Origin of the sequence: Actinoplanes utahensis (assembly GCF_016862455.1) — a bacterium.
GTDB lineage: Bacteria > Actinomycetota > Actinomycetes > Mycobacteriales > Micromonosporaceae > Actinoplanes > Actinoplanes utahensis.
Genome location: NZ_BOMZ01000018.1, coordinates 96,690 through 119,336 on the forward strand (window position 1 = coordinate 96,690; position 22,647 = coordinate 119,336).

Annotated in this window: 21 protein-coding genes and 3 tRNA genes; 16 read left to right on the forward strand and 8 right to left on the reverse strand. The window is 69.0% G+C overall.

Annotated elements, in window-relative coordinates:
- Positions 1-91 precede the first annotated feature (91 nt).
- The 6 genes from Aut01nite_RS06045 (at position 92) to Aut01nite_RS06070 (ending at position 5,063) form a co-directional block, all read left to right on the forward strand.
- Positions 92-1,276 (forward strand): winged helix DNA-binding domain-containing protein, encoded by a 1,185-nt coding sequence (locus Aut01nite_RS06045; protein ID WP_043521905.1) that lies wholly within the window; start codon positions 92-94, stop codon positions 1,274-1,276.
- Between the two features lie 195 nt (positions 1,277-1,471).
- Positions 1,472-2,062 (forward strand): oligoribonuclease, encoded by a 591-nt coding sequence (orn, locus tag Aut01nite_RS06050; RefSeq protein ID WP_083998457.1) that lies wholly within the window; start codon positions 1,472-1,474, stop codon positions 2,060-2,062.
- A 77-nt stretch (positions 2,063-2,139) separates the two neighbouring features.
- Positions 2,140-2,215: transfer RNA gene (locus Aut01nite_RS06055), tRNA-His, on the forward strand.
- Positions 2,216-2,381: 166 nt separating this feature from the next.
- On the forward strand, positions 2,382-3,680 hold the full coding sequence (locus tag Aut01nite_RS06060) for a glycoside hydrolase family 12 protein (protein ID WP_043521904.1): 1,299 nt from the start codon (positions 2,382-2,384) through the stop codon (positions 3,678-3,680).
- 80 nt (positions 3,681-3,760) lie between these two features.
- Complete coding sequence (locus Aut01nite_RS06065; RefSeq protein ID WP_043521903.1) at positions 3,761-4,279, forward strand: SigE family RNA polymerase sigma factor; 519 nt, start codon at positions 3,761-3,763, stop codon at positions 4,277-4,279.
- Positions 4,272-5,063: a hypothetical protein gene (locus tag Aut01nite_RS06070; RefSeq protein ID WP_052163125.1), complete on the forward strand. Its 792-nt coding sequence runs from the start codon at positions 4,272-4,274 to the stop codon at positions 5,061-5,063. The genes Aut01nite_RS06065 and Aut01nite_RS06070 overlap by 8 nt, the downstream gene beginning before the upstream one ends.
- A 124-nt stretch (positions 5,064-5,187) precedes the next feature.
- Here Aut01nite_RS06070 and Aut01nite_RS06075 read toward each other — a convergent pair whose 3' ends face one another.
- Positions 5,188-6,456, reverse strand: coding sequence for a L,D-transpeptidase (locus Aut01nite_RS06075; RefSeq protein WP_052163124.1), 1,269 nt, complete (start codon positions 6,454-6,456; stop codon positions 5,188-5,190).
- 142 nt (positions 6,457-6,598) lie between these two features.
- A complete protein-coding gene (locus Aut01nite_RS06080) occupies positions 6,599-7,822 on the reverse strand; it encodes an Ig-like domain-containing protein (protein ID WP_043521901.1) in 1,224 nt (407 codons plus the stop codon).
- Positions 7,823-7,960: 138 nt separating this feature from the next.
- Here Aut01nite_RS06080 and Aut01nite_RS06085 point away from each other — a divergent pair.
- The 3 genes from Aut01nite_RS06085 to Aut01nite_RS06095 all read left to right on the forward strand — a co-directional run bounded on the left by Aut01nite_RS06085 (position 7,961) and on the right by Aut01nite_RS06095 (position 9,060).
- Positions 7,961-8,033: transfer RNA gene (locus Aut01nite_RS06085), tRNA-Lys, on the forward strand.
- Positions 8,034-8,152: 119 nt separating this feature from the next.
- A tRNA-Lys gene (locus Aut01nite_RS06090) sits at positions 8,153-8,225 on the forward strand.
- Positions 8,226-8,430: 205 nt separating this feature from the next.
- On the forward strand, positions 8,431-9,060 hold the full coding sequence (locus tag Aut01nite_RS06095; RefSeq protein ID WP_043521899.1) for an NADPH-dependent FMN reductase: 630 nt from the start codon (positions 8,431-8,433) through the stop codon (positions 9,058-9,060).
- Here the strand turns inward: Aut01nite_RS06095 and Aut01nite_RS06100 are convergent.
- Complete coding sequence (locus tag Aut01nite_RS06100; protein ID WP_052163123.1) at positions 9,053-10,609, reverse strand: sulfatase family protein; 1,557 nt, start codon at positions 10,607-10,609, stop codon at positions 9,053-9,055. The genes Aut01nite_RS06095 and Aut01nite_RS06100 overlap by 8 nt on opposite strands.
- Before the next feature lie 405 nt (positions 10,610-11,014).
- Here Aut01nite_RS06100 and Aut01nite_RS06105 point away from each other — a divergent pair, with 405 nt between their 5' ends.
- Positions 11,015-11,617: an FIMAH domain-containing protein gene (locus tag Aut01nite_RS06105; protein WP_161790571.1), complete on the forward strand. Its 603-nt coding sequence runs from the start codon at positions 11,015-11,017 to the stop codon at positions 11,615-11,617.
- Between the two features lie 43 nt (positions 11,618-11,660).
- Here the strand turns inward: Aut01nite_RS06105 and Aut01nite_RS06110 are convergent, their stop codons facing one another.
- Complete coding sequence (locus Aut01nite_RS06110) at positions 11,661-12,326, reverse strand: DUF305 domain-containing protein (RefSeq protein WP_043521895.1); 666 nt, start codon at positions 12,324-12,326, stop codon at positions 11,661-11,663.
- A gap of 131 nt (positions 12,327-12,457) precedes the next feature.
- On the opposite strand from Aut01nite_RS06110, the gene Aut01nite_RS06115 reads away from it, so the two are divergent.
- Entirely contained in the window at positions 12,458-13,897 is a 1,440-nt protein-coding gene (locus Aut01nite_RS06115; RefSeq protein WP_043521893.1) for an LVIVD repeat-containing protein, read from the forward strand.
- Positions 13,898-13,903: 6 nt separating this feature from the next.
- On the opposite strand, the gene Aut01nite_RS06120 is transcribed toward Aut01nite_RS06115, so the two are convergent.
- On the reverse strand, positions 13,904-15,370 hold the full coding sequence (locus tag Aut01nite_RS06120; RefSeq protein WP_043521892.1) for a GGDEF domain-containing protein: 1,467 nt from the start codon (positions 15,368-15,370) through the stop codon (positions 13,904-13,906).
- A 163-nt stretch (positions 15,371-15,533) separates the two neighbouring features.
- On the opposite strand from Aut01nite_RS06120, the gene Aut01nite_RS06125 reads away from it, so the two are divergent.
- Together Aut01nite_RS06125 and Aut01nite_RS06130 are read left to right on the forward strand one after the other, a co-directional pair.
- A complete protein-coding gene (locus Aut01nite_RS06125; RefSeq protein ID WP_152628453.1) occupies positions 15,534-15,842 on the forward strand; it encodes a hypothetical protein in 309 nt (102 codons plus the stop codon).
- A 125-nt stretch (positions 15,843-15,967) separates the two neighbouring features.
- Positions 15,968-16,729 (forward strand): hypothetical protein, encoded by a 762-nt coding sequence (locus Aut01nite_RS06130; RefSeq protein ID WP_052163122.1) that lies wholly within the window; start codon positions 15,968-15,970, stop codon positions 16,727-16,729.
- A gap of 506 nt (positions 16,730-17,235) precedes the next feature.
- Here the strand turns inward: Aut01nite_RS06130 and Aut01nite_RS06135 are convergent.
- Together Aut01nite_RS06135 and Aut01nite_RS06140 are read right to left on the reverse strand one after the other, a co-directional pair.
- Positions 17,236-17,454, reverse strand: a complete 219-nt coding sequence (locus Aut01nite_RS06135) for a DUF397 domain-containing protein (protein ID WP_043522188.1) — start codon at positions 17,452-17,454, stop codon at positions 17,236-17,238.
- A gap of 38 nt (positions 17,455-17,492) precedes the next feature.
- Complete coding sequence (locus tag Aut01nite_RS06140) at positions 17,493-18,341, reverse strand: helix-turn-helix domain-containing protein (RefSeq protein ID WP_043521889.1); 849 nt, start codon at positions 18,339-18,341, stop codon at positions 17,493-17,495.
- 237 nt (positions 18,342-18,578) lie between these two features.
- Between Aut01nite_RS06140 and Aut01nite_RS06145 the strand changes: the two genes are divergently transcribed.
- The 3 genes from Aut01nite_RS06145 (at position 18,579) to Aut01nite_RS06155 (ending at position 21,549) form a co-directional block, all read left to right on the forward strand.
- Entirely contained in the window at positions 18,579-19,220 is a 642-nt protein-coding gene (locus Aut01nite_RS06145; protein ID WP_052163121.1) for a GOLPH3/VPS74 family protein, read from the forward strand.
- Between the two features lie 196 nt (positions 19,221-19,416).
- Complete coding sequence (locus tag Aut01nite_RS06150) at positions 19,417-20,892, forward strand: APC family permease (protein WP_373871447.1); 1,476 nt, start codon at positions 19,417-19,419, stop codon at positions 20,890-20,892.
- A gap of 39 nt (positions 20,893-20,931) precedes the next feature.
- Entirely contained in the window at positions 20,932-21,549 is a 618-nt protein-coding gene (locus Aut01nite_RS06155; RefSeq protein WP_043521885.1) for a GNAT family N-acetyltransferase, read from the forward strand.
- 17 nt (positions 21,550-21,566) lie between these two features.
- On the opposite strand, the gene Aut01nite_RS06160 is transcribed toward Aut01nite_RS06155, so the two are convergent.
- On the reverse strand, positions 21,567-22,121 hold the full coding sequence (locus Aut01nite_RS06160; protein ID WP_043521884.1) for a hypothetical protein: 555 nt from the start codon (positions 22,119-22,121) through the stop codon (positions 21,567-21,569).
- Positions 22,122-22,647 lie beyond the last annotated feature (526 nt).

A 22,647-nucleotide genomic window follows, 5' to 3' on the forward strand; every position in this document is an offset into this window, starting at 1 on the left:
CCCAGTGGCATGGGGAAGCGGAGTGCTCGGAGGAGCGGACCGCTTTGCTTTGCGGTCAGAAAGCGACCGGAATCGGCAATAGCGTCGAGGCATGACGGTGCTTTCCACGCGTGTGCTGAACCGGACCTATCTGCGGCGGCAGTTTCTCGCCGGGCGAACGTCCCGCAAGGCCGGGGACGTCGTCGAACACCTGGTGGCGTTGCAGGGTCAGGAGTCCGACTCGCCCTACCTGCAGTTGTGGGCCCGATCCGCCGACTTCCGCCGGGATGATCTGACCGCGTTGCTGCACGACCGGAGCGTGGTGCGCAGCGGACTGCTCCGCGGGACCCAGCATCTCTGCACCGGCGCGGACTATCGCTGGTTGCGACCGACCCTGCAGCCGGCTCTGGAGAAGATGGCAGGCCGGGCCGGCCGACTGACCGGCTGCGATCCGGTCGTTTTCACCGAGGCCGGCCACGAGATCATCCGCGCGGCGACGCGGGGAAGTGCGGGAGACGCGGCGACGCGGGGAAGTGCGGGAGACGCGGCGACGCGGGGAAGTGCGGGAGACGCGGCGATCCGGGAAAGTGCCGGAGCGGCGGGGAGCCGGGCAGTGCTGACCCGGGCGGAGATCGCGCGGCGCTTGGCGGCACGGTTTCCGGAGGCGGAGTTCGGGGACCTTGCTCTGGTCGTACACCTCAGGTTCGCTCTGTTGCACCCGCCGCCCGCCGGAACGTGGGGGCATCGCGGAAGGGTCGGCTGTGTCCTCGCCGAGGACTGGCTCGGTGGGACGCTGGCCGCCGCCGATCGGGAGGCGCTGGTGCTGCGCTATCTGGCGGCGTTCGGCCCGGCGTCGGTGAAGGATGTTCAGACCTGGTCGGGTCTGACCCGGCTGGCGGGGCTGCTGTCCGATCTTCGCCCCCGGTTGCGGGTGTTCCGGGACGAGAAGGGCGTCGAGTTGTACGACCTTCCGGACGCCCCGATCGAGGATGCGGACGCCCCGGCTCCGGTCGTGTTCCTGCCGGAGTTCGACAACGCGGTGCTGGGTCACGCGGACCGGGATCGGATCATCCACCCGGGCGACCGGTCGCTGGTGACGCCGGGTTGGTCGATCGTGCGGCCGACCGTGCTGGTGGACGGTTTCGTGGCGGCGACGTGGTCGCGGGCGGGGGAGACGCTGAGTGTCACCGCGTTCCGGCCGTTGGCGCCGGGGGTCCGGGCGGCGATCGAGGAGGAGGGCGCCCGGTTGATGGCGTTCGTGAGCCCGGGTGGCCGTCATGAGGTCCGGTGGGAATGAAAGGGCCCTCCGTGCTGCCGACACGGAGGGCCCTTTACCGGGGGGAACGGAGTAACCGAAGGGGGGCTTCGTCCGTTAAGTACACTTTACCCCGCAACCGGCGAAGTGGGAAGTCCGGGCTACAAACCGGACAAACGGCCCGTACAAGAGGAGCGGCCCCGAACGGCGGCTCGACGCCCGGCGTAGGCTGTCGGCGTGGCGGATCTTCTGGTGTGGATCGACTGTGAGATGACCGGGCTCGACCTGGGCAAGGACAAGCTCATCGAGGTTGCGGCCCTGGTCACCGATCCGGAGCTGAACGTGTTGGGTGAGGGCGTCGATCTGGTCATCCATGCCGATGACGCGGCGCTGGACGCCATGCCGCCGGTGGTGCGCGACATGCACGCCAAGTCCGGCCTGACCGAGGAGGTCCGCCGGTCGGCGATCACCATGGCCGAGGCCGAGGAGCAGGTCCTGGCGTACATCAAGGAGTTCGTGCCGAACCCGCGCACGGCCCCGCTGTGCGGCAACTCGATCGCCACCGACCGGGGCTTCCTGGCCCGGGACATGCCGGCGCTCGACGCCCACCTGCACTACCGCATGATCGACGTCTCCTCCATCAAGGAGCTGTGCCGCCGGTGGTACCCGCGGGTGTACTTCGGGCAGCCCGCCAAGGGCCTGTCGCACCGGGCTCTCGCCGACATCCGGGAGAGCATCCGTGAGCTGGAGTATTACCGTCGCACCATCTTCGTGCCGCAGCCCGGCCCGGACGTCGACGCCGCCAAGGCCGTCGCCGCCGAGCTATAGGTAACCCGCTCGACGGGCGCCACGGGCGTGTGGCTATGATTGTCAGGCACCGAGGGGTTCGCCCCTAACCGGGCATGGTGGTCGTAGCTCAGCTGGTAGAGCACCGGGTTGTGGTCCCGGGGGTCGCGGGTTCGAGTCCCGTCGATCACCCCATGAAAGGCTCCGTCGTCAGACGGGGCCTTTTCTCGTTGTCCTTGCGGTGGGCTCGCTCCCACATGATGAGCGGCCGAAAAATTTCTCGTGGGAGCGCGCAACCTTTCGGGTCTCCCGTGCCACTGGGGTGTGGATCAACCGCCGTCCCCCCAGGAGTGCTCGCCTCATGCTCGCCAAGCGCATCGTCGTACCGCTCTCGGTACTGACCCTCGGCAGCGCCGCCGCCGTCGTCGGTGTTCTGAACGCCGACGCCGCGGCGGTCGCCGCCTGTTCGGTCACCTATACCGTGCCGAGTCAGTGGAACACCGGCTTCACCGGCGACGTGAAGATCAAGAACACCGGTGGTACGAGTTTCGACGGCTGGAGACTCGGATTCACCTTCCCGTCCGGGCAGAAACTGGCCGGCGGCTGGAACGGCACCTGGGCCCAGAGCGGCGCCGCGGTCACCGTGACCGACGCGGGATGGAACAGGACGATCGCGCCGGGCGGTCAGGTGGCCGTCGGCTTCAACGGCGCCTGGAGTGGCGGCAACGCGATCCCGACCGGGTTCACCGTCAACGGTGTGACCTGCGGCGGCCCGGGGGTTGCCAGCCCGCCGGCCGCCACTTCTCCGGCCGCCACTTCTCCGGCCGCGACTTCCCCGGCGGCGACGAGGACGGCGACGGCCGCCCCCACGGCGACGAAGACGGCCACGGCGACGAAGACGGCCACGGCCACCCCTACGGCGACCAGGACCGCCACGGCCACGCCGACCGCGACAGCCGTCAAGGGCGCCGAGAACTGCACCGACTACGCGGCCCTGGTGCGCGGCAGGTTCTGGGTGAACAACAACGTCTGGGGCAAGGCTGACGGCACCGGCTCGCAGTGCGTCTGGGAGAACGGGCTCAGCGGCGACAGCCTGAGCTGGGGCACCCGGTGGACGTGGGCCGGTGACAACACCAAGGTCAAGTCGTACGCCTCCTCGGTCCTGGGTTGGCACTGGGGCTGGAAGGTGCCCAGCGCCACCACCGGCCTGCCGGTCCAGCTCAGCGCCGGCAAGTCCGTGACCACGACCTGGAACTTCAAGGTCACCCAGACCACCGGCAACGTGATGAACGTCGCCTACGACCTGTGGCTGCACGACATGGCCGCCCCGGACTGGCAGAACAACCCGACCGACGAGGTCATGGTGTGGCTGTACAAGTCCGGCGGCGCGGGCCCGGTCGGCACCAAGCAGGCGACCGTGACGATCGGGGGCGCCACCTACGACCTGTACAAGGGCAACATCGGCTGGGAGGTGTACTCGTTCGTGCGTACCTCCAACACCTCGGCGGCCACTCTCGACCTGACCGACTTCACCGACGACCTGGTGGCACGCGGCTGGCTCGCCAAGTCCAAGTACCTGTCCAGCGTCCAGGCCGGCACCGAGATCTTCACCGGCTCGGGACAGCTGGACACCACCGCGTACTCCGTGAAGATCGGCTGATCTCGGCCGCCCCGGGTTCCGACCCCACGGCCCGGGGCGGCCGGCACTCCCCGTATCCCCTGACGGTCAGGAACAGTGAGTTGTCCGACCTTGGCGCCGAATACGCCTTCCGTCGATTCTTCGATGACCATCACACCGATCTGTCCCGGCTCGCCTATCTGGTGACCGGTGATTCGCAGGCGGCCGACGACCTGGCGGCTGACGCGTTCGTGGAGGTGTGGCGGCATTGGGAGCGTGTCCAGGCCGCCGACAGCCCGATCGCGTACGCTCGCGGCATCGTGACCAACCTGGCCCGTCAATGGATCAAGAAACAGACCCGGGAGCGGGCCGGTCTGCTGCGGCTCGGTCTGCTGCGCCGTGACCGGAGCGAGAGCGACACCCCCGCGGTCCTGGACGTTCGCGCGGCGCTGCAACGGCTGCCGCAGCGGCGCCGGGAGTGCGTGGTCCTGCGGTACGCCCTCGACGTCCCGGAGAAGGAGGTCGCCGCGATCCTCGGCATCTCGGTCGGCGCGGTCAAGAGTCACACGTCGCGGGGCGCCGCACAGTTGAGTGAGTACCTGCGCGGGATGCCGCTGATGATGGGAGGCCACCATGGCTGAGCGCCCCCGGCCCGATCTGGGCCCGGTGCTGCGCCGGGAGGCCGACCGGCACGTGCCGGACCGTACCGCGATGCTGAACCGGATCGCCCAGCGCCGTGCCGAGCCGCCCCGCAGCAGGTGGGCTCTCTCGCTGCGGCCGGTCGCCGCCGCGGCCTCGGTGGTCGCCACGCTGGTCGTCGGCTTCACCGGGATCCGGCTGCTCGGCGACCGGCCGGAGCCGGACCGCACCCCGGCCGCGACCGAGGGCTCGCCCTCGCCGGCGGCCTCCGCCACCCCGCCGCCGTCCCCGTCCGCCGCGGCGAGCAGCCACGCGCCCCGGCAGAAAGGCGGGGCCGGCCAGCGGGAGACCGGCCGCGCCACCACGGCGACCACCGCGCCCGGCCCGGGCTGGACACCCTCCGCCGGTTTCCTGAGCTCCGCCGCGGTCGTCGACTCGCATTCGGTCAGCACCTGGGCGCAGGGCAACGTCACACTGACCACCACCCGGACGATCACCGCGCTGGACCTGGTGATCAACGTGGCGAAGACGCCGGGTGTCCGGGACGCCGGCAGGTGGACCACGATCCCGGCGGAGATGGTCGGCACCGTGGTGACCGAGGAGAAGGACCGGCTGGTCTACCGCTTCACCCTGAAGCAGGGCACGCTGGCGCCGGGCGACTACGTGTTCGCCGTGCAGTACGTGCACGCCGACGGCGACCGGGATCCGAGCGGCGACACCTACGGCGCGGTCGCCACCGCGGACGGCGAGCAGGTCGTGGTGACCGGGGCGTTCCGGGACAAGTGACCGGCTGGTCGTCCCTGCTGTCTCCGCGCCGGCGGAGACAGCAGGGAGAACCAGCCGCGGTATGCGAGAGCGGGCCCGGTCGTGATCGACCGGGCCCGCTCTCGTCGTTTCGGGGAAGCGGACCTTACTTCAGGTAGCTGCCCTTCTTGTACTCCTCGTAGCTCATGTTCCAGTCGGTCCAGCCGTTGCCGTTCTTCAGCTTCTCCTCGGTGCCGGAGACCGTGATCACGTCGCCCATCAGGGTCTTGCCGAACAGCCACTCGCCGAGCGCCTCGGAGACGTTGACGCAGCCGTGCGAGACGTTGCGGCGCCCCTGCTGGCCCTCCGACCACGGCGCGGCGTGGATGAACTGGCCGCTGTACGTGATCCGCTGCGCCCAGTCGATCGGGGTCTTGTACCCGTTCACCGGGTCCTCGTCGGTGGTGTCGAAGATGGTGTGCGCCGCCTTCTCCATCACGACCATGGTGCCGCTGGACGACGGGGTGCTCTTCTTGCCGAGGCTGACCGGGATGGTCTTGATGACCTTGCCGTTCTCCTTGACCGTCATCTTCTTGGTCTTGTTGTCGACTGTCATGATCAGCTCACGGCCGATCTTGAGGTCGACGGTCAGGTCGGACCGGCCGTACCACCCGTCACCGAGCTTCACGCCCTTGAGCGCCACCTTGTAGAAGACCTTGGAGTTGGCCTTCCAGTAGGTCTGCGGGCGGAAGTGCACCTCGGTGGAGCTGATCCAGCGCCAGGTGCCCTCCTGCGCGGGCGTGGCGGTGACCGTCATCCGGCGCTCGACCTCGGCCCGGTACTTCTCCGGGATGGGCCGGCCGAACTTCATGATCAGGGGCATGCCCACGCCGACGGTCTGGCCGTCGGCCAGGAAGCTGCTGACCCGGACCAGGTTGGCCGGCTGCTTCATCGTGGTGAACGTGCTGGTCGCCGAGTTCTGCTTGCCGTCGGCGGCGGGAGTGCTGACGGTCACGGTGTATTTCGTGCCCCAGGCCAGCGACTCGCTCGGACGCCAGAGGTTGCCGTCCTTGTCGACGGTGCCCTTGACCTCTTTGCCCTTGGCGTTGGTGACCTTGACCTCGGTGTTCGCCGGGTCCTCGCTGTTGTACTTCACCTCGGACCAGAGCTCGACACTCGTCGCGTCAGCCGCCGGAGAGGTCACCGCGACGGTGCTCAGCGCCGGTGCGGGGGCCGTCGAGGTGGACTCCTCGGGGCCGGTGCTGGCGCCGGCGCCCGCGCCACCGCCCTGCCAGGACGGCTTGTCGTCGCTGCCGCTGCACGCGGCGGTCAGGAGCAGAGTGCCCGCCAGGACCGCCGTCACGGCCAGGCGCAGACGGCTCCGGCCGCCACGGGCGGACGGAGCTATGCGCCCTGCCGACCGAATTCCATCCATTTCCATGGTCCCCTCACGGCGTCGTTCTCCCCGGCGCCCAATAGTGCTCCAAAACCAGCGTCGCACCAATCCCGGTTTCGTGCCGTGACCGGTGCGACGCCAGCGATGTACCCCGTTGGGGAGACGGAACCGCGGAAGACCCCTACAGGGCGCTGCCCGCCTTGAACTTCTCCCAGCTCACGTCCCACGGGGTCCAGCCGTCGCCGTAATCCAGCTTGTCCTCGGTGCCCTTCACCACGACCGGGTCGCCGATCAGGGTCTTCTGGAACAGCCAGGCGGCGTTCGACGGGGAGACGTTGACACAGCCGTGTGACACATTCGTGCGTCCCTGTGAACCCGTGGACCACGGGGCCGAGTGGACGTACTGCCCGCTCCAGGTCAGTCGCTGCGCGTACTGGATGTTGGTGCGGTAACCGGAGGCGCCGTCGGTGTCGGTGGTGTCGAAGACGGTCGCCTCCTTCTTCTCCATCACCACCATGTGGCCGTGGACCGAGGGAGTGCTCTTCTTGCCGAGGCTCACCGGCATCGTCTTGACGACCTTGCCCTCCTGCAGCACGGTCATCTTCTTGGTCGCGTTGTCGACGCTCATCTCGAACTTGCGGCCGATCTTGACCTTGGCCGAGCGGTCCTTGTCGCCGTACCGCCCGCCGCCGGTCGGCAGGCCGCCGACCGCGATCCGCACGGTGAGCTCGGTGCCGGTCTGCCAGTACTCCGGGGCCCGGTAATAGGCCTGGGTGCCGCTGGGGGTCCACGACCAGATGCCCGGCTGGGCCGGCGACGTGGTGACGAACATCCGCTTCTGCACGGCGGCCCGGTCGGCCTTCTTGATGCCGGGGTTGAACTCGACGACCACCGGCATGGCCACGCCGTAGGTCCGGCCGTCGAAGAGGTAGAGGCCGGTGCCGGTGGTCCTCGGGGGCGTGCCCATCGTGGTGAACGAGGTGCTCGCCGTCGTGCTCTGGCCGCCGGCGCCGGTGGCGACGACCTTCGCCGCGTACTTCTGCTTGGCCTGCAGGGGTTTGGCCGGCACCCAGGCCGAGCCGTCCTCGCGCAGGAAGCCCGCGACCGGCTTGCCCTTGGCGTCGGTGAGGGTGACCGTGGTCACCTCGCCACCGCTGACCTTGAGGCCGATCTCGGCGCTGACCGGCACGTTCTTCTGGTTGGCGGCCGGGGTGATGCTCAGCGTCACCGGGCCGGCGGCGGTGGTGCTCTCGGTGACCGGCGCGCCGGCGGAGGCGGGCGCCGATGGCGTCCCGGCCGCGGCGGGCTCGGAGAGGGCGGGTTTGTCGTCGTCGCCGCAGGCGGCGAGGCCGGCGGTCAAGGCGATCGCCATGATCGCCGCCAGGGTGCGGCGGAGGTGAACCATCGTCGGGCCCCGTTCTGGAGTTCTCAGCGCAGACATACTGACGTATGCGCGCAAGTCACGGCTCCCCCTTGCGGGGGTAAAGGGCCGATTTCAAGGATCTTCACAGTGCGTGCTAACGTTTTCCTCGTTGCACGGCGAGCGCTGCTAGCTCAACTGGCAGAGCAGCGGACTCTTAATCCGCGGGTTGTAGGTTCGAGTCCTACGCGGCGCACTCACTTTGCTGCAGAGGCGGTCACGATGATCTTCGTGGCCGCCTTTTCGCATCTCAGGGGTCCGGGGCCCCGATTGGCCGGGATCGCCGGCGGGTGTTAAAGTTCTATCCGTCGAAAGGCGCTGCTAGCTCAACTGGCAGAGCAGCGGACTCTTAATCCGCGGGTTGTAGGTTCGAGTCCTACGCGGCGCACGGCATGACTGAGGCCCCACCTGATCCAGGTGGGGCCTCAGTGCTTTGCGGCGACTCACGGCACGCCGACCCCCAGGAGGAGACGTCGGTCACCGCCTCGCGGGACCGGTCCCGCCGGTGCCGGCCGTCTCTCGGTCGGAAACCCGCCACCGGGTAACCCGTCCGGGCGTGCGGGCCGGGCCCCGCGGGGTCGTATCGTCGCGGCATGACCCGCGTCCTGCTGATCTCGGGAAGCACCCTGGGAACCTCCCTGCACACCGCGGCCCTGCGCACGGCGGCCCGGACCGCCCCGCCGGAGGTGGCCGCCACCCTCTACGAGGATCTTCGGGAGCTGCCCGCCTTCGTCCCCGGCGACGTGCCGTTCGGCCCGGTCGCCGAGCTGCGGTCGATGGTCGACGCGGCCGACGCCGTGCTGTTCAGCACCCCGGAGTACGCGGGCACGCTCCCCGGCAGCCTGAAGAACCTGCTCGACTGGCTGGTCGACGGCGGCGACCTGGGTGGCAAACCGGTGGCCTGGCTGTCGGTGGTCCGGCCCGGTCTGGACGACGGCGCCCGGGCCGCGCTGGAGTCGGTGCTCGGCCACGCCGGGGCCCGGCTGCTGGGCCCGGCGTGCGTCCGGCTGCCGCTGGAGATGGCGGCGATCGACGAGGCCGGGCTGGTCGCCGACGACCGCCTGCACCTGGCCTTGCGGGACATGCTGCGGGCGCTGGCGGGGGTCCTGGCCCAGGCCCGGCCGAAACCGCAGCCGTCCTGGCAGGCCCACTCCAGCGTCTATCCGGTGGTGCAGCGTCAGGACGCGCCCGGCGGCACCCCGGTGGTGTGGCCGTTCACCTGAGCGCGCGGCCGGCGGTCCAGCAGGCGTCCGGTCCGACACAGGTGGCCAGGCCGCGCAGGGCGCCCCGCAGTTCGGCGAGGCGCTCCGGGGTCAGCGTGCCGACCACGTTCTTCAGCATGTACGGGTCGGCCACCCGGTCGAAGTACTCCGCCTTGCCGTCGACGTACTCGATGTAGGTGAAGGTCTCGCTGCGCAGCGCGTCGTACGACGGCGGCACGTTGATGCTGTCCTTCTCGTAGTCGGGGTCCTTCGGGTCGGAGGCCGGATCGTGGTGCTCGACCAGCGCCGCGGTCCGCCAGTCGGCCGGCAGCGCGCCGGACAGCAGCGGGACGAAGCTGCGCCCGTCGGACTCCGTCGGGGCGGGCGCGCCGGCCCACTCGGAAAACGTCGGGCGGAAGTCGATGTTCTCCACGATGTGCGGCACCTCGCGCCCGGCCTGGACGCCAGGACCGGCCACGATCAGCGGCACGTTGACGTCGGTGTCGAAGGCGGTCTGCTTGCCGGCGGGCAGCGAGTACTCGCCCATGTGGTAGCCGTTGTCGGAGGTGAAGACGACCATGGTCTGGTCGGCGATGCCGGCCTTGACGAGGGTGTCGCGCACGGTGCCGACCATCCGGTCCACCGACTGCACCGACTGCGCGCGCAGCCGGTGGTAACGGTCGATGGCGGCGATCTGCGCCGGGGTCAGTCTCGGCTTGGCGGCCAGCCACGCCGAGTTCTCCGGAACCCGGTCCCAGGCGGGCGTGCGCGGCGCCGTGAGCCCGGGGAACAGGGTGGCGTCCCGCGGCGCCGGGGTGAACGGGAGGTGCGGGGCGTACGTCGACAGCTCGATCATGAAGGGCTTGCCGCTCGCCGCGCCGGCCTTGATGAAGCCGGTGGCCTTGGCCGTCATCACGTCGGTGAGGTAGTCCTTCGGCTGCTTGCCGTACCTGACCACCCGGCCGTTGTCGTTGATCAGGTAGTCGAAGTTCTTGTACGCGTCACCGCTGACCCACCACTGGTCCCAGCCCGGCGGCACGTACGGCTTGCCGGTGCCCATGGTCAGCCGGGGCTGGTACTCGTTGAGGTACTTGCCGAGGAATGCGGTGCGGTACCCGGCGGCCTGCAGGTCGGTGCCGATCGTGGTCTTCTCCTGGCCCCGGCTGTTGAACAGCAGGAACCCGCCGTCCGACCCGTGGTTCTTGATGATCCCGGTGTTGTGCGGGAACTGGCCCTTCAGGATCGACGCCCGGGACGGGCAGCACAGCGAGTCGGTCACCGTGTAGTTGGTGAACGTCGTGCCCTCCTGCTGGAGCCGCCGGACGTTGGGCATGTACTGCACGAGGTTCATCGAGAAGTCGTCGGTGAGGACGAAGACGATGTTCGGCTTCACCACGCTGGACTCGGTGGGCACCGAGGCGGAGGCCGTGACCGGCGGCGTCGACGACGTGCCGGGCGCCGGGTGCGCTTCGGCGGCCGAGCCACGCGGTCCGGAGCCGGTGCTGCAGCCGGCGGCGACCAGCAGCGAGGCGATGACGGCGGCGGTGTGCCGGAGAGTGCGGAACGACATGCGGCGCGATGACTCCATCCCGGGAGAGGGTTCCCGGAAGGTTAGTCGGAGTCTCCGGCCGCGAGCTTCGGAAGATGCTTACCGCACCTTCAGATGATCTTTAAGAAAGCCTGAACGGCCACCCGGCCGTGGCTGGTTCGTCGGATAGTGGACACCTCCCTGGAGGTGATCAGTAGCTGTGCCGAGTCCCGAACCGCCCCGCTCGTACGTCGTGATCGTCGTGGCCGCGGCCGAACCGCGACCCCGCCGCCTGCGGCAACCGGCCGCCCGCCGGCCGCGCCTGCCGGTCCGCCCGCCCCGTTCGCCGCGGCGCATGCTCCTCTGATCCGGGCGGAGTGACAGTCGTCATATGACCCGATCGTGCTCCGGGCGGTATTCCCCCGCCGGGCTGGCATGATGTCGGCCGTGCCGGAGCCTCACGACGTTCACCAGCCCACCGCGCGGATACCGGTGGTGGAGCCGCGCGGTGTGTACCGGGCGGCCGGCCCGCGCCGTACCGGCCTGATCGCCGCGGCCGGTTCCGCGGTGGTCCTGGTGGGGCTGGTGGTGTGGCTGTTCTCCGGTGACGACGAGAAGCCCGCCCCGCCCGCGGTCGCCGCGGCGAGCGCGCCGGTGGAGCCGGTCACCGAGGCGACGACCGGACCGGCTGAGGAGGCGACGGCGACCCCGGCGACGCCGGCGGCCACGCCGGTCACGGCGGCCACCACCGCCCCGGTCACCGTGCGCGAGGGCACCCCGGTCGAGTGGATCGCCGGCCTGATCAGCGCGGTGAACACCCTCGAGGATCAGGACGAGCTCGACGACGACGACGCCGAGGCGCTCAACCGCCGCCTGGAACAGGCCGCGAACCGCCTGAACCGCGGCGACGTGAAGGGCGCCTCCCGCAAGATCGACGATTTCGGCAAGAAGCTCGCCGGCCTGCGCAAGGACGACGACGTCAGCGAGAAGACGTACGACCTGCTGCGCGCCGCCGCCAAGAAGGTGAAGGACGCCCTCCCGGCCGGCTGACGCGGGCTCCGGCCGCGGTCCGGAAGAGCGTGCGGCCGGAGCGTCAGAGCACGCCCAGCTCCGCCATCCGCCGGATCTCGCTGACCTGCTCGATGGCGGTCTCATTGCCCATTTCGGACAGTTTGAGGTCGGAGCCCTGCTGGAGGAGGTCGCCGACCATCGTCTGCGCGCCCTTGTGATGTGCGGTCATCATCGTGACGAACCGGCGGTCGAAGTCGGCGCCACGGGCCGCCGTCAGCTCCGCCATGGCCTGTGTGGACTGCATGCCGGCCATCGTCGCGTGGTCGTGGGCCGGATCGGACTCGGGCTGGCCGCGGTCGGCCAGCCAGGCGCGCAGGGCCCCGATCTCCGGACCCTGAGCGGCGCTGATCCGGGAGGCGAGGTTCTTCACCCCGGGATCGGCGGCCCGATCGGGTGCCAGTTCGGCCATCTGGATGGCCTGCGCGTGGTGGGCGATCATCATTTGGGCGTACGTCACGTCGGCCTTGTTGAAGGGCGGGTTCGTCGGCGGCGTCACCTTGTCGGAGTCGGTGACCACTGCCGACTCGCCCGGTTTGCCGGGGATGATGACGCGGAACGGTGAGGAGGAGGCGGACGGCGCGCTCACCGGCCGGTCGTCGCCGGAATCGCGGGCGAGCCAGGCCAGACCGATCGCGCCGGATAGGGCGAGAGTTGCGCCGGTCAATGCCAATGCGCGTCGGTGTTGCATGTATTTCCTTTCCCGCAGGCGGCCCCACGAACGGTCGAACACGGTTATCGTAACGACCGACATCGCTGTCACCGGGTGCGCGTGCGACACGACTCGCCGTGCTCCCGGTGCGCGCAGCCGGAAGGAGCTTCATGAGGCACTCTGCCCCACGAGGGCGGTTCAAGCGCCTGACCTGTGTGGGGGCGGCGGCGGTTCTGCTCAGTTTCGTGGCAGCCGCGCCGGCCCAGGCCGACGCGGTCATCCCGGGCGTGGATGAGATCGTCAGCAGCCCCAACATCAAACTGATCGCCAACAAGCCGAAGGAAGGGGCGTTCGCCCCGGAGACCGCGCTGAACAGCGACCTCGCCTTCCAGGGCAGGTACGCCTACGCCGGCAACTACAACGGCTTCACCGTCTACGACGTCAGCAACCCGCGTAAACCCGAGCAGGTCACCCAGATGGTCTGCCCGGGCTCGCAGAACGACATTTCGATCCAGGGCAACCTGCTCTTCACCGCCACCGACTCGCCGCGCAGCGACGACTCCTGCAAGAGCGTCGGGGTGCCCAACAGCGAGCCGGAGACGGTCCCGCGCTGGGAGGGTGTCCGGATCTGGGACATCAGCGACCCGAAGAACCCGGTCTATGTGAAGTCCGTTCACACGACCTGCGGTTCGCACACGCTGACCCCGGTTCCCGGCAAGGGCAAGGACCGGTCCTCGCTGTACGTGTACGTCTCCTCGTACAACACGACGGTGAACAACCTGCCCAACTGCCCGCTGCCGCACGACAAGATCTCGATCATCAAGGTGCCGGTGAAGAACCCGGCCGCCGCCGCCGTGGTGTCCACGCCGGTGCTCTTCCCGGACGGCGGGTTCCCCGGCGACCCGGAGGACCCGCGTGACTACGCGACCAGCGGCTGCCACGACATCACCGCGTACCCGGAGAAGAACCTCGCGGCCGGCGCCTGCATGGGCGACGGCGTCCTCTTCGACATCTCGAACCCGGCGGCGCCGAAGGTGCTGACCACGGTCCGGGACGTGGAGAACTTCGCCTTCTGGCACTCGGCCACGTTCAACAACGACGCCACCAAGGTCGTCTTCACCGACGAGCTCGGCGGCGGCGGCGGCGCCGAGTGCACCCCGGCGATCGGGCCGAACAAGGGCGCGGACGCGATCTACGACATCGTGCGCAAGGGCAAGAGCCTCAAGCTCGAGTTCCGCAGCTACTTCAAGATCCCGCGGGAGAACGGGCCCACCGAGAACTGCGTGGCCCACAACGGCTCGCTGATCCCGGTTCCCGGCCGCGACATCATGGTCCAGGCGTGGTACCAGGGCGGCATCTCGGTCTGGGACTTCACCAACTCCCGCAAGCCGGTGGAGATCGCCTACTGGGAGCGTGGACCCTACAACGCCGACCGCCTCGTCACCGCCGGTTCCTGGTCGGCCTACTGGTACAACGGGTTCATCTTCTCCAACGACATCCAGAAGGGCCTCGACGTCCTTCAGATCAAGGACCGGCGGATCGACCGGGCGAAGAAGAACTGGACCTGGCAGTTCAACCCGCAGACCCAGACCAGCTACAGCCGTTGGTGATCGCGGTCAGCTCCGCTGACTGACGATGTTCCGCCGAGCGCGGCGTTCGCGCTTGCGTTCGTACATCGCGGCGTCGGCGGCACGCAGCAGCGTGTCGCCGGCGCCTGGCGTCCCGGCCGAGACGCCCACGCTGGCGCCCACGCGCAGCACCCGCCCGTCGATCGGCATCGGCTCGGCCACCACCGCGGCGACCTGTTCGGCGAGCCGGCCCGCGGACTCGGTGCCGGCGCCCGGCAGCAGTACGGCGAACTCGTCGCCGCCCAGCCGCGCGGCCAGCTCCCCGGCCCCGAGCAGCCCGGTCAGCCGGGTCGCGACCTCCTGCAGCACCAGATCACCGGTGTGATGCCCGTGCTGGTCGTTGATCTCCTTGAAGCCGTCCAGGTCGATCAGCAGCATGCCGACCGGTTCCGTCGAGGCTGCCAGCCGCCGCTGCAGCAGCACCCGGTTGGCGAGCCCGGTCAGCGCGTCGTGGGTGGCCTGCCGGCTCAGCTCGTCGTGCAGCGCACGGGCCTCGACGACCAGCCGCTCGTTGTCGCGCAGCGCCGCGACCTGCCGGCCCAGCACCAGCGCGGTGATCACCACGGCGCCGATCGCGACACCCCACACCCGCAGATCGACCCGCCCGTCCCGCAGGGAGACGACCAGCAGGATCTGGGTGGTGATCACGGCCAGGTAGGGCAGCCGGCTGGACCGGCCGCCGATGTTCGGCTGCTCCTCGGCCAGTCGCCACACCTGCAACTGCTGGAGCCGGAAGCTGGCCGAGGCGAGCACGCACGGGACCAGCTGCACGACGATCATGGCGCCGTCGCTCGGGTCGCCGATCAGCCCGGAGGTGATCGGCGCGGCGAACGCCGTCCCGGCGACGCCCAGGGCCGCCGAGATCCCGGCCGCGCGGGTGAACGGGGCGGTTCCGCTCAGGATCAGCTTGAGCAGCCCGAAGGTGATCAACAGCATGACCACGGCGGTGGCCGCCGCGCCCCACCGGTCGGCCGCCTGGCGTCCGCCCAGGTCGCCGGCCAGCACGAAGTACCAGAGGAAGACGGCGACGCCGGTGAGCACCGTGGCCGCGTCGAACCAGAGCCGCAGCCGCTGCCGGCCCTCGCCGCCGAGCGGATGCCGCAGCATCGCGGCGACCACAATGGTCATGCCGGTGACGACCAGCGCCGTCTGCACCCCGCTGATCGTGGTCGTCGTGGGGTCCGCCAGGACCAGCGCCGTCTGGTACCCGTCGCCGACCAGGCAGGCGGCACAACCGACCACCGCCGCCTGCCAGAACCGGCGGCCGGCCGCCGTCATCAGCGGGTTCCGGGCGATCTGCCAGGTGAACCAGACGTTCGCGGCGTCGATGCCGGTCTGTATCACCCAGGAGGCGTTCCGCTGGTCTCCGTGGCGCAGGAACCAGGGGACCAGGAGCACGCCGAGCGCCACGAAGCCCAGCAGGACCGGGTCGGTGATCCCGGATCGCTTCGGCATGAGGGCTCCTGTCGGCGCATGACGTCGCCATAGCCCATCGGTTGCCGACGCCCGGATGTGAGTGATCCGGATCGGTCACCCGCGCCGGGCACGGATCGCGGCGATCACGCGGTGAGCGGCGCGGCAAAAAGGACTTTAAGGACTATTTGGGTACGTTGAACGCATGACGACGACCCGGGGCAGAGTGCTGCTCCGGTCGTTCCCGGTGCTGATCGCGCTGCTCCTGGCCCTGTTCGCGCCCGCCGCCCCGGCGCCGGGACCGCGAGGCGCCGCCCCCGGCCCCGTGACCGCCTCTTTCGTGGCGGCGGGGCGCGACGAGCGTACGACCGCCTCCTCGCCCGCGGAGACCACCGCCGAAGCCGTCACCGAACCGCGCACCGCGGCCCAGGCCGTCGCGGACCGCGCCCCCGCGCTGACCGCCCAGCGCACCGCCGGCGTCGCGGGATCCCGCGCCCCGCCGCACACCGTCTGACTCACCTCTCGGGCGCGCGCTCGCGCGCCTGAAATCCGTCCTCCCGTACTGCGCTGAGCGCTTGCCGTATTCCGCGGCGACGTGCGCCGCGCGCCTCCGCACGCGACCCGCGACAGGAACCCGCCATGAACGTTTTCGCTGAGATGCTGATGAACGAGCCCGCCCCGATGGCCATCTGGGTGGTGCTGATGCTGCTCACCCTGCCCGCGCTGGTCGTGCTGGCCCGGCCGGAAGGGGTCCGCGATCCGCGGCGGGCGCTGCTGGAGACGGCGCTGTTCGTGCGGCAGACGGGGGAGCGCCGCGCCGCGCGGCGCACACAGCGGGCGGCGGAGGCGGCGCAGACGGTGCGCTACGCCGAGGAGGTACGGGTCGCGGCCACCCAGGCCACCGAAGCAGTCGATCGCTGGCAGGCGCACTGGCAGGCGGCCGCGGACCGGGTCGACGCGACATCGGCGGCATGGCAGGCGGCTTCCGCGCGGTGGGCGCGCAGCCGGGCCACGGCGGCCTTCGGCACGCCCTGGACACCCCGGACCCCGCTGGAGTACGCGGCCCGCGAGCGGTTCCTGCACCAGGAGGTACGGGCGGCGGCCGACCGGGGCGAACTGCCGGGCGCCGCTGTCGACGACGCCCTCGCCGGCCGGGCCGGATGGGACCCGCGGCTGCACCCGGTCGCCCAGGAGCTGGTGGTGCACCGGGCGTGCGCGGAGTACCTGGAGCGGGCGCACCGGGCCGCGGTCGCCGCCGAGCGGGCCGCCTGGCACGACGTGCAGCTCGCCCGTCGCAGCCGGGACAGCCTGTGCCGGGAGGCGATCCTCGCCGAGTCCCGTCTCGTGGCGCCGGCCGTCAGCAGGCCGGCCGTGCGGGGTGTCGTTCTCGTCCCGGCCTGACCGGTCTCCGGGCCTCAACCGGTCTTCCCGGCTTGGATCTCGGGCGCGCCCTCCGCTCGCCGCGCCCTCCGCTCGCCGCGCCCTCCGCTCGCCCTCCGCTCGCCTTCCGCGGCTTCGCTCCGCTTCCCCGGCTGGCTGCCCGGTCGTCTCCCGCGGCGCTCCCCGGTCGCCGTCTGTGGCTTCTCTCCGCTTGCCGGGCGGCCTCTATCGCATGGGCGGCTTGTCATGCGGCCTCTGTCGCGCTGGCCGTGTGACGGTTGGCCTCTTTCGCGCTGGCCGCGTGGCTTCTTTACGCTGACCGATCTTGATAATCGATGGAATGTCTTTCGCATTCGATCGATGTGAGCATTCCTCGAAATTGTCGCCGCCCGGCCGCGTACTGCGGCCGGGCGGCGCCGTGCCGGAGCGTCCCAGCGTGCGGCCGCTACGGCGCCTGCGGGTGCACATCGTGAAAGGAGCCACTCACTTCAGGGCTTCCATCGGTGCGCACCGATCGGTAGGCTCTGTCACGAAACAACGATGTCGAATTCGCCGTCCTTGGCGGAGTCCACGAAGGCGGTCCACTCCGCCTGCGTGAACATGAGGGCCGGACCTGTTCGGTCCTTACTATCACGGACGGCGATTTCTTTGTCGAGGAAAGCGACCTCGACGCAGTTGTTGCCTCCGCTGCCGTTGCTACGGCTGCCCTTCTTCCAGACGGCACCATCGATTTGGTGCGCGAGCAACTCAAGCACCTCCCTTTCTGAGGATTCCTCGGGGAGTGCTAAGCGACGAGCAGGCTCTCGATCATCTTTACGGTCGTGCGATGGTCGAGCGCCTTCGCGCTCAATCGCTCGAACTCCTGTCGATACCAGTCAACCATGTCTGGTTGCTCCTCATACAAGTCTCCCGCAAGGCCTTCCATGTAAACAACATCCATATGGGTGGTCTCTCGGAATTCCAGCAGAGTGGCAGGTCCGCTCAGAAACAGGTGCTCCCCGGCGGTGAGCGGCAGGATCCGCAAGAATACATTTGGCAATTTAGCTATTTCGATTAAATGCCTGAGCTGCTCTTTCATGACCTCTTCGCCGCCGATCACCCGGCGCAGGACGGACTCGTCCATGAACGCGGAGAACTCCAGCGGCCGATCCCCGCGCAGCCGTCCCTGTCGGGTTTTGCGCAGCGCGATCCGCCGGTCGATGTGCTCCTCCGGATCGAGCGGGCGCCCGCTGATCATCAGCGCGCGCATGTAGGCCGGCGTCTGGAGCAGGCCGGGAAGGATCACCGGCTCCCAGGTGCGCACCGCCGAGGCCGCCGCCTCCAGGCCGACGAAGTTGCCCGGGCGCATGATGTCGCGGTAGTCCGTCCACCAGGTGCGCTCCCGCGACATCCGGGCCAGCTCGACCAGCGCCTCGCGATAGCCCTGATCCCGCACGTTGTAGAGGGTGAGCAGATCACGCACGTCCCGCGGAGTCACCGCGACCCGGGCCGTCTCGATCCGGGTGACCTTGGCGGAGTGCCACTCGAAATGGCGCGACACATCCTGCTGGGTCAGACCGGCGGCTTCCCGGCATCGTTTGAGCTCCGTCCCCAAGCGGCGGCGGCGCAGCGTCGGACCTTCGATATCGGACACCTGGACTCCCTACGGTCCTGATGGGGTCGATATTACGACTGCTGTCTCACGATCCACCAACCCGATTCATGATCGTCATTTCTGAGTGATCGATAACGGCGAGGACTGAATCAGAAGTCTAGTACTTCTTGTATTGACCTTGCTGTTGGGTACATGATGCTGCGGACATCGAGTTCTGTCTTGTTTCCTACACATAGGCAAAGATCATTGGAACTTGCGTCTAAGGGGCGTGACGCAGTGTTGGCTGACCAGTATTACCTGATCGCACACGAGGACCGTACCGGGCGATCGCGCCTGCATCCTCGTGCGACCGGCCTGGGCCTGGCCGCCGCGTTATTGGCCGAGTTGGTCCTGGAAGGCCGTATCGGAGTCACCGACGGCGACCTTTTCATCCTCGACCGGCACCCGCCGCTCGACGCACTGGACCACGACATCCTGGCCCTTCTCGTCTCGCAGCCACAACACCGGGACGTACGGACCTGGCTCGCCTTCCTGTCACAGGACGCGGCGGCCCGGGTGGGGGAGCGACTCGTCCGCATCGGCGCGGTCGAGCCGGTCACCCGCCGGCGGATGCTGGGCACCGCGCAGACGCTCTACATGCCGAACAGCGCTCAGCAGCGCAACGCCGCCGCCTGGGCCTCGACCCGTCTGGCCAACCTGCTGGTACGGGGCATGGAGTTGAGCATCGTCGACCGGATGCTGGTCAGCCTGGTCTCCGCGACCGGCCTGACCCGGCAGGTCCTCTACGGATTCGAGAACTACCCGCACGCGTTCCAGTACCTGCCCAACGCTGCCGCGTCCCTGCCCAGCGACCTGCGGGAGATCGTCGACTACACCGAGGCCTCGATCGGCTCGGTCGTGACCGTTGGCCGCAGATGAGCGAGCTTGCGAGCGCATCGATGAGCACAGCGAAAGGCTCATCGGGGCGACGGAGGGCAGCGGAGGTGACGCGATGAGCTCGGGTAGGCATGCGCTGCGGCACAACAACCAGGACCAGTGGGCCGGACGGCTGCTGGTGGACCGCAGAGCCGCCATCGAGCCGGACATCATCACCAGGGCCCTCGCCAGCAACCGCATGGGCGTGGCCTCGGTGGTGTTCTTCGGAGTCGCCGGAGCGGCGCCCCTCACGGTCATCATCGGCTCCATCTCGGCGATCTACGCCATCCAGGGAAGCACCGCCGTGCCGGTGGCGTACCTGGTGGTCGCCGGGATCCTCTCGCTCTTCACGGTCGGCTTCGTCGCGATGAGCCGGCACATCGTCAACTCCGGCGCCTTCTACTCGTACATCAGTCACGGGTTGGGCCGGATGGTCGGCGTCGGTGCGGCGTTCGTGGCGCTGCCCGCGTACTCGCTCATGCAGATCGGCCTCTTCGGCCTCTTCGGGTCGGCGGCCGCCGGGATCCTCGCCGAGTTCGGCCTCGAAGTGTCCTGGTACGTGTGCGCCCTGGTGGCCTGGGCGCTGGTCACGGTGCTCGGTGTGCTCTGGGTGGACCTCAGCGGCAAGGTGCTCGCCGTTCTGCTGATCGCCGAGATCAGCATCGTCCTCGTCTACGACCTGGTCATGGTCGCGAACCCGGCCGGCGGTGAGGTCTCCTTCGCCACGCTGTCCCCGGCGCCGATGGTCACGCCCGTCGTCGGCTCGCTGCTGGTGCTGGCGATCGCCGGGTTCGTCGGTTTCGAGGCGACGGTGGTGCTCTCCGAGGAGGCGCGGGACCCCAAGCGCACGATCGCCCGCGCGACACACCTCGCGGTGCTGCTGGCCGGCCTGCTCTGCGGTCTCTCGGCCTGGGCGATGTCGGTCGCCACCGGACCCGACCGGATCCTCGCGGTCGCCGGCGAGAACCAGACCGACCTGGTGTTCAAACTGGTCGGACCACATCTGCCGGGCATCCTGGTGGACATCGGCTACGTGCTGTTCATGACGAGTGTCTTCGCGGCGCTGCTGGCCTTCCACGCGGCCGTGTCGCGGTACCAGTTCTCCCTCGGCCGTGAGGGTGTGCTGCCGTCGGCCTGGGGTTACACCCATCCGCGGACCGGCGCGCCGCTGCTCGGCTCGATCACCCAGAGCGTGTTCGCGCTGATCGTGATCAGCGCCTATGCCGCCGCCGGAGCGGAGCCCCTGCTCTACCTGTTCGCCTGGCTGACCACGATCGGCGGCTTGGGTGTGCTGATCCTGATGTGGGCCGCGTCGGCCTCGGTCATCGCGTTCTTCCAGCAACATCGCCGGGGCGAGAACGCCTGGCGTGCCTACATCGCGCCGTTCCTGGCGTTCCTGCTGCTGTCCATCGTGCTCGCCGCGACGATCATCGGGTTCGGCGACCTGTTGCAGGTCTCCGACGGCTCCCCGTTCCGGTGGATCTTCCCGGTGGCCTACCTCGGTGTCGCGGGGCTCGGCGTCATCTGGGCGCTGATCATGCGGGCCGTGCGGCCGGAGGTCTACGCGGCGATCGGCCGTGGCGCCGACGTGCACGTCCCCGCCGCTGTCGAGAACGACTTCCCGCCACCGTTGCCGCCGGCCACCCCGGTCGGCGCGCGCGGCTACCACTACTGAGCGCTACCGATACTGAACGTCTGTCCGGAAAGGAAACCGATGACGTACGCCATCCAGGAACTGGTCATCCGGGATGTCACCCCGGTCGACACGGACGAGATCACCGATCTCGTCGCCGAGGCGATGCGTGACGGCCCGGTGGCGCGGTGGCTGCACACCGACCCTGAGGTGCGCCGCCGGGAGGCCCCCCACTACTTCTCGATCTTCGTGGAGCACGCCACCCGGCACGGCGAGGTCTATGCGACCGCCGATGCGGAGAGCGGCCGTCTCTCCGGCGTCGCCCTCTGGTTCCCGCTCACGTCCCTGATCCCGCCACCGGTCGATTACGAACGCCGGCTGAAAGAGGCGGCGGGTGACGCCTTCGACCGTGCCTGCCAGCTGGATCTGGCGATCGAAGAGCACCACCCGCTCGAGCCGCACCACTACCTGGCGTTCCTTGCGGTCCGCCCGGCAGAACAGAACCGCGGCGTCGGCAGCGCCCTGCTCGACCGCCATCACGCCCGGCTCGACCACGCCGGGATCCCGGCCTATCTGGAGGCCAACGATCCGCGGAACCGTGACCTGTACCTGCGGCACGGTTACCAGGTCCGGTCCGTGATCCAGCTACCCGACGGGCCTCCGCTCTGGACGATGTGGAGGGCGCCTATGGCGGGTTGACGCTCCCACCGCGTTCGCTATGCGGCGGCGGGGAACTCGTACAGCCAGAAGGACTGCTCGTCGATCTTGTTGAACCGCATGTTGTTGTTGCAGAGCCGGCCCACCATGAGCCGGAAGATCCGGGACATGCGGCGCACCTCGTCGTTGTAGGTGCAGATGTCGAGACCGACCATGCCGTTCTGAGTCGCCGCCACCAGGTACATCTCCTCGACCAGCTGGGCGAAGGCTTCCTTGCCCTGGGCCTGCGGGCTCACCGCGACGAAGACGATGTACCAGATCCGCCTCGCGGCGAAGTGATCGGGCCAGCGGCGTTCGAAATACTGCGGTGCGATCAAGGGAATCGCTTCGAGGTGGTTGGTGTAGCAGGCGATGCCCGACAGTGTGCCGTCGGCCTCCATGGCCAGGTACTTGTCGACCCGGCTGTCCTGCATGACCTCGTCGAACTCCGACCGGTGCATCAGGTGCCGTTGGGCGGCTCGCGAGTTCAGCTCCTCGAACGCGTCGCTGTAGAGAGTCCAGGCTGCCTCCAACAGATGATCATCTTTGATCTGGGCGAGGACTTTGACAAGCATGGCTGCTCCCCTCCGGGCCCGCGACAGCCGGACCGCTGCATCGTACTTATGTAGGTCGATGACAGTTGACCAACAGAGTACGAAGAGCAATCGTGTTACGACAATGCGTTGCGCTGAATTTAATGTGCCATTCCAGTAAGGAGGGATGCCCTTGGGTGATGTTTCTGCAACTTGCGTAGTTGCAGGTAGAAGCGCCGGATCGTACCTGTCGGAGTCCTCGTCGGCAATTCGTGTGAAACGCGGCTGGAATCGGTTCTGGAAAGTGCAGGATCCCGTGGATCGGCCTTTCTGTGGAATGCACCGAGTACTAGCCTTCGCGCGGTGGGCAGCGTGTGCTCGCCTAGATCCGCGAATGCCGGTGGGGCTCACCCTTCGACGACGCGGCGGGTGCGGTGCGGTCAGTGTCGCGGACCACTGGAGGTGAGGAGCGCATCCCCGCTCGCTGCCCGGTGGTCCGCGTCCATGTGCGCACATCGATTGACATAGTTTGGCGTCCAAACATAACCTGCCGAGATCAGAGCGGGAG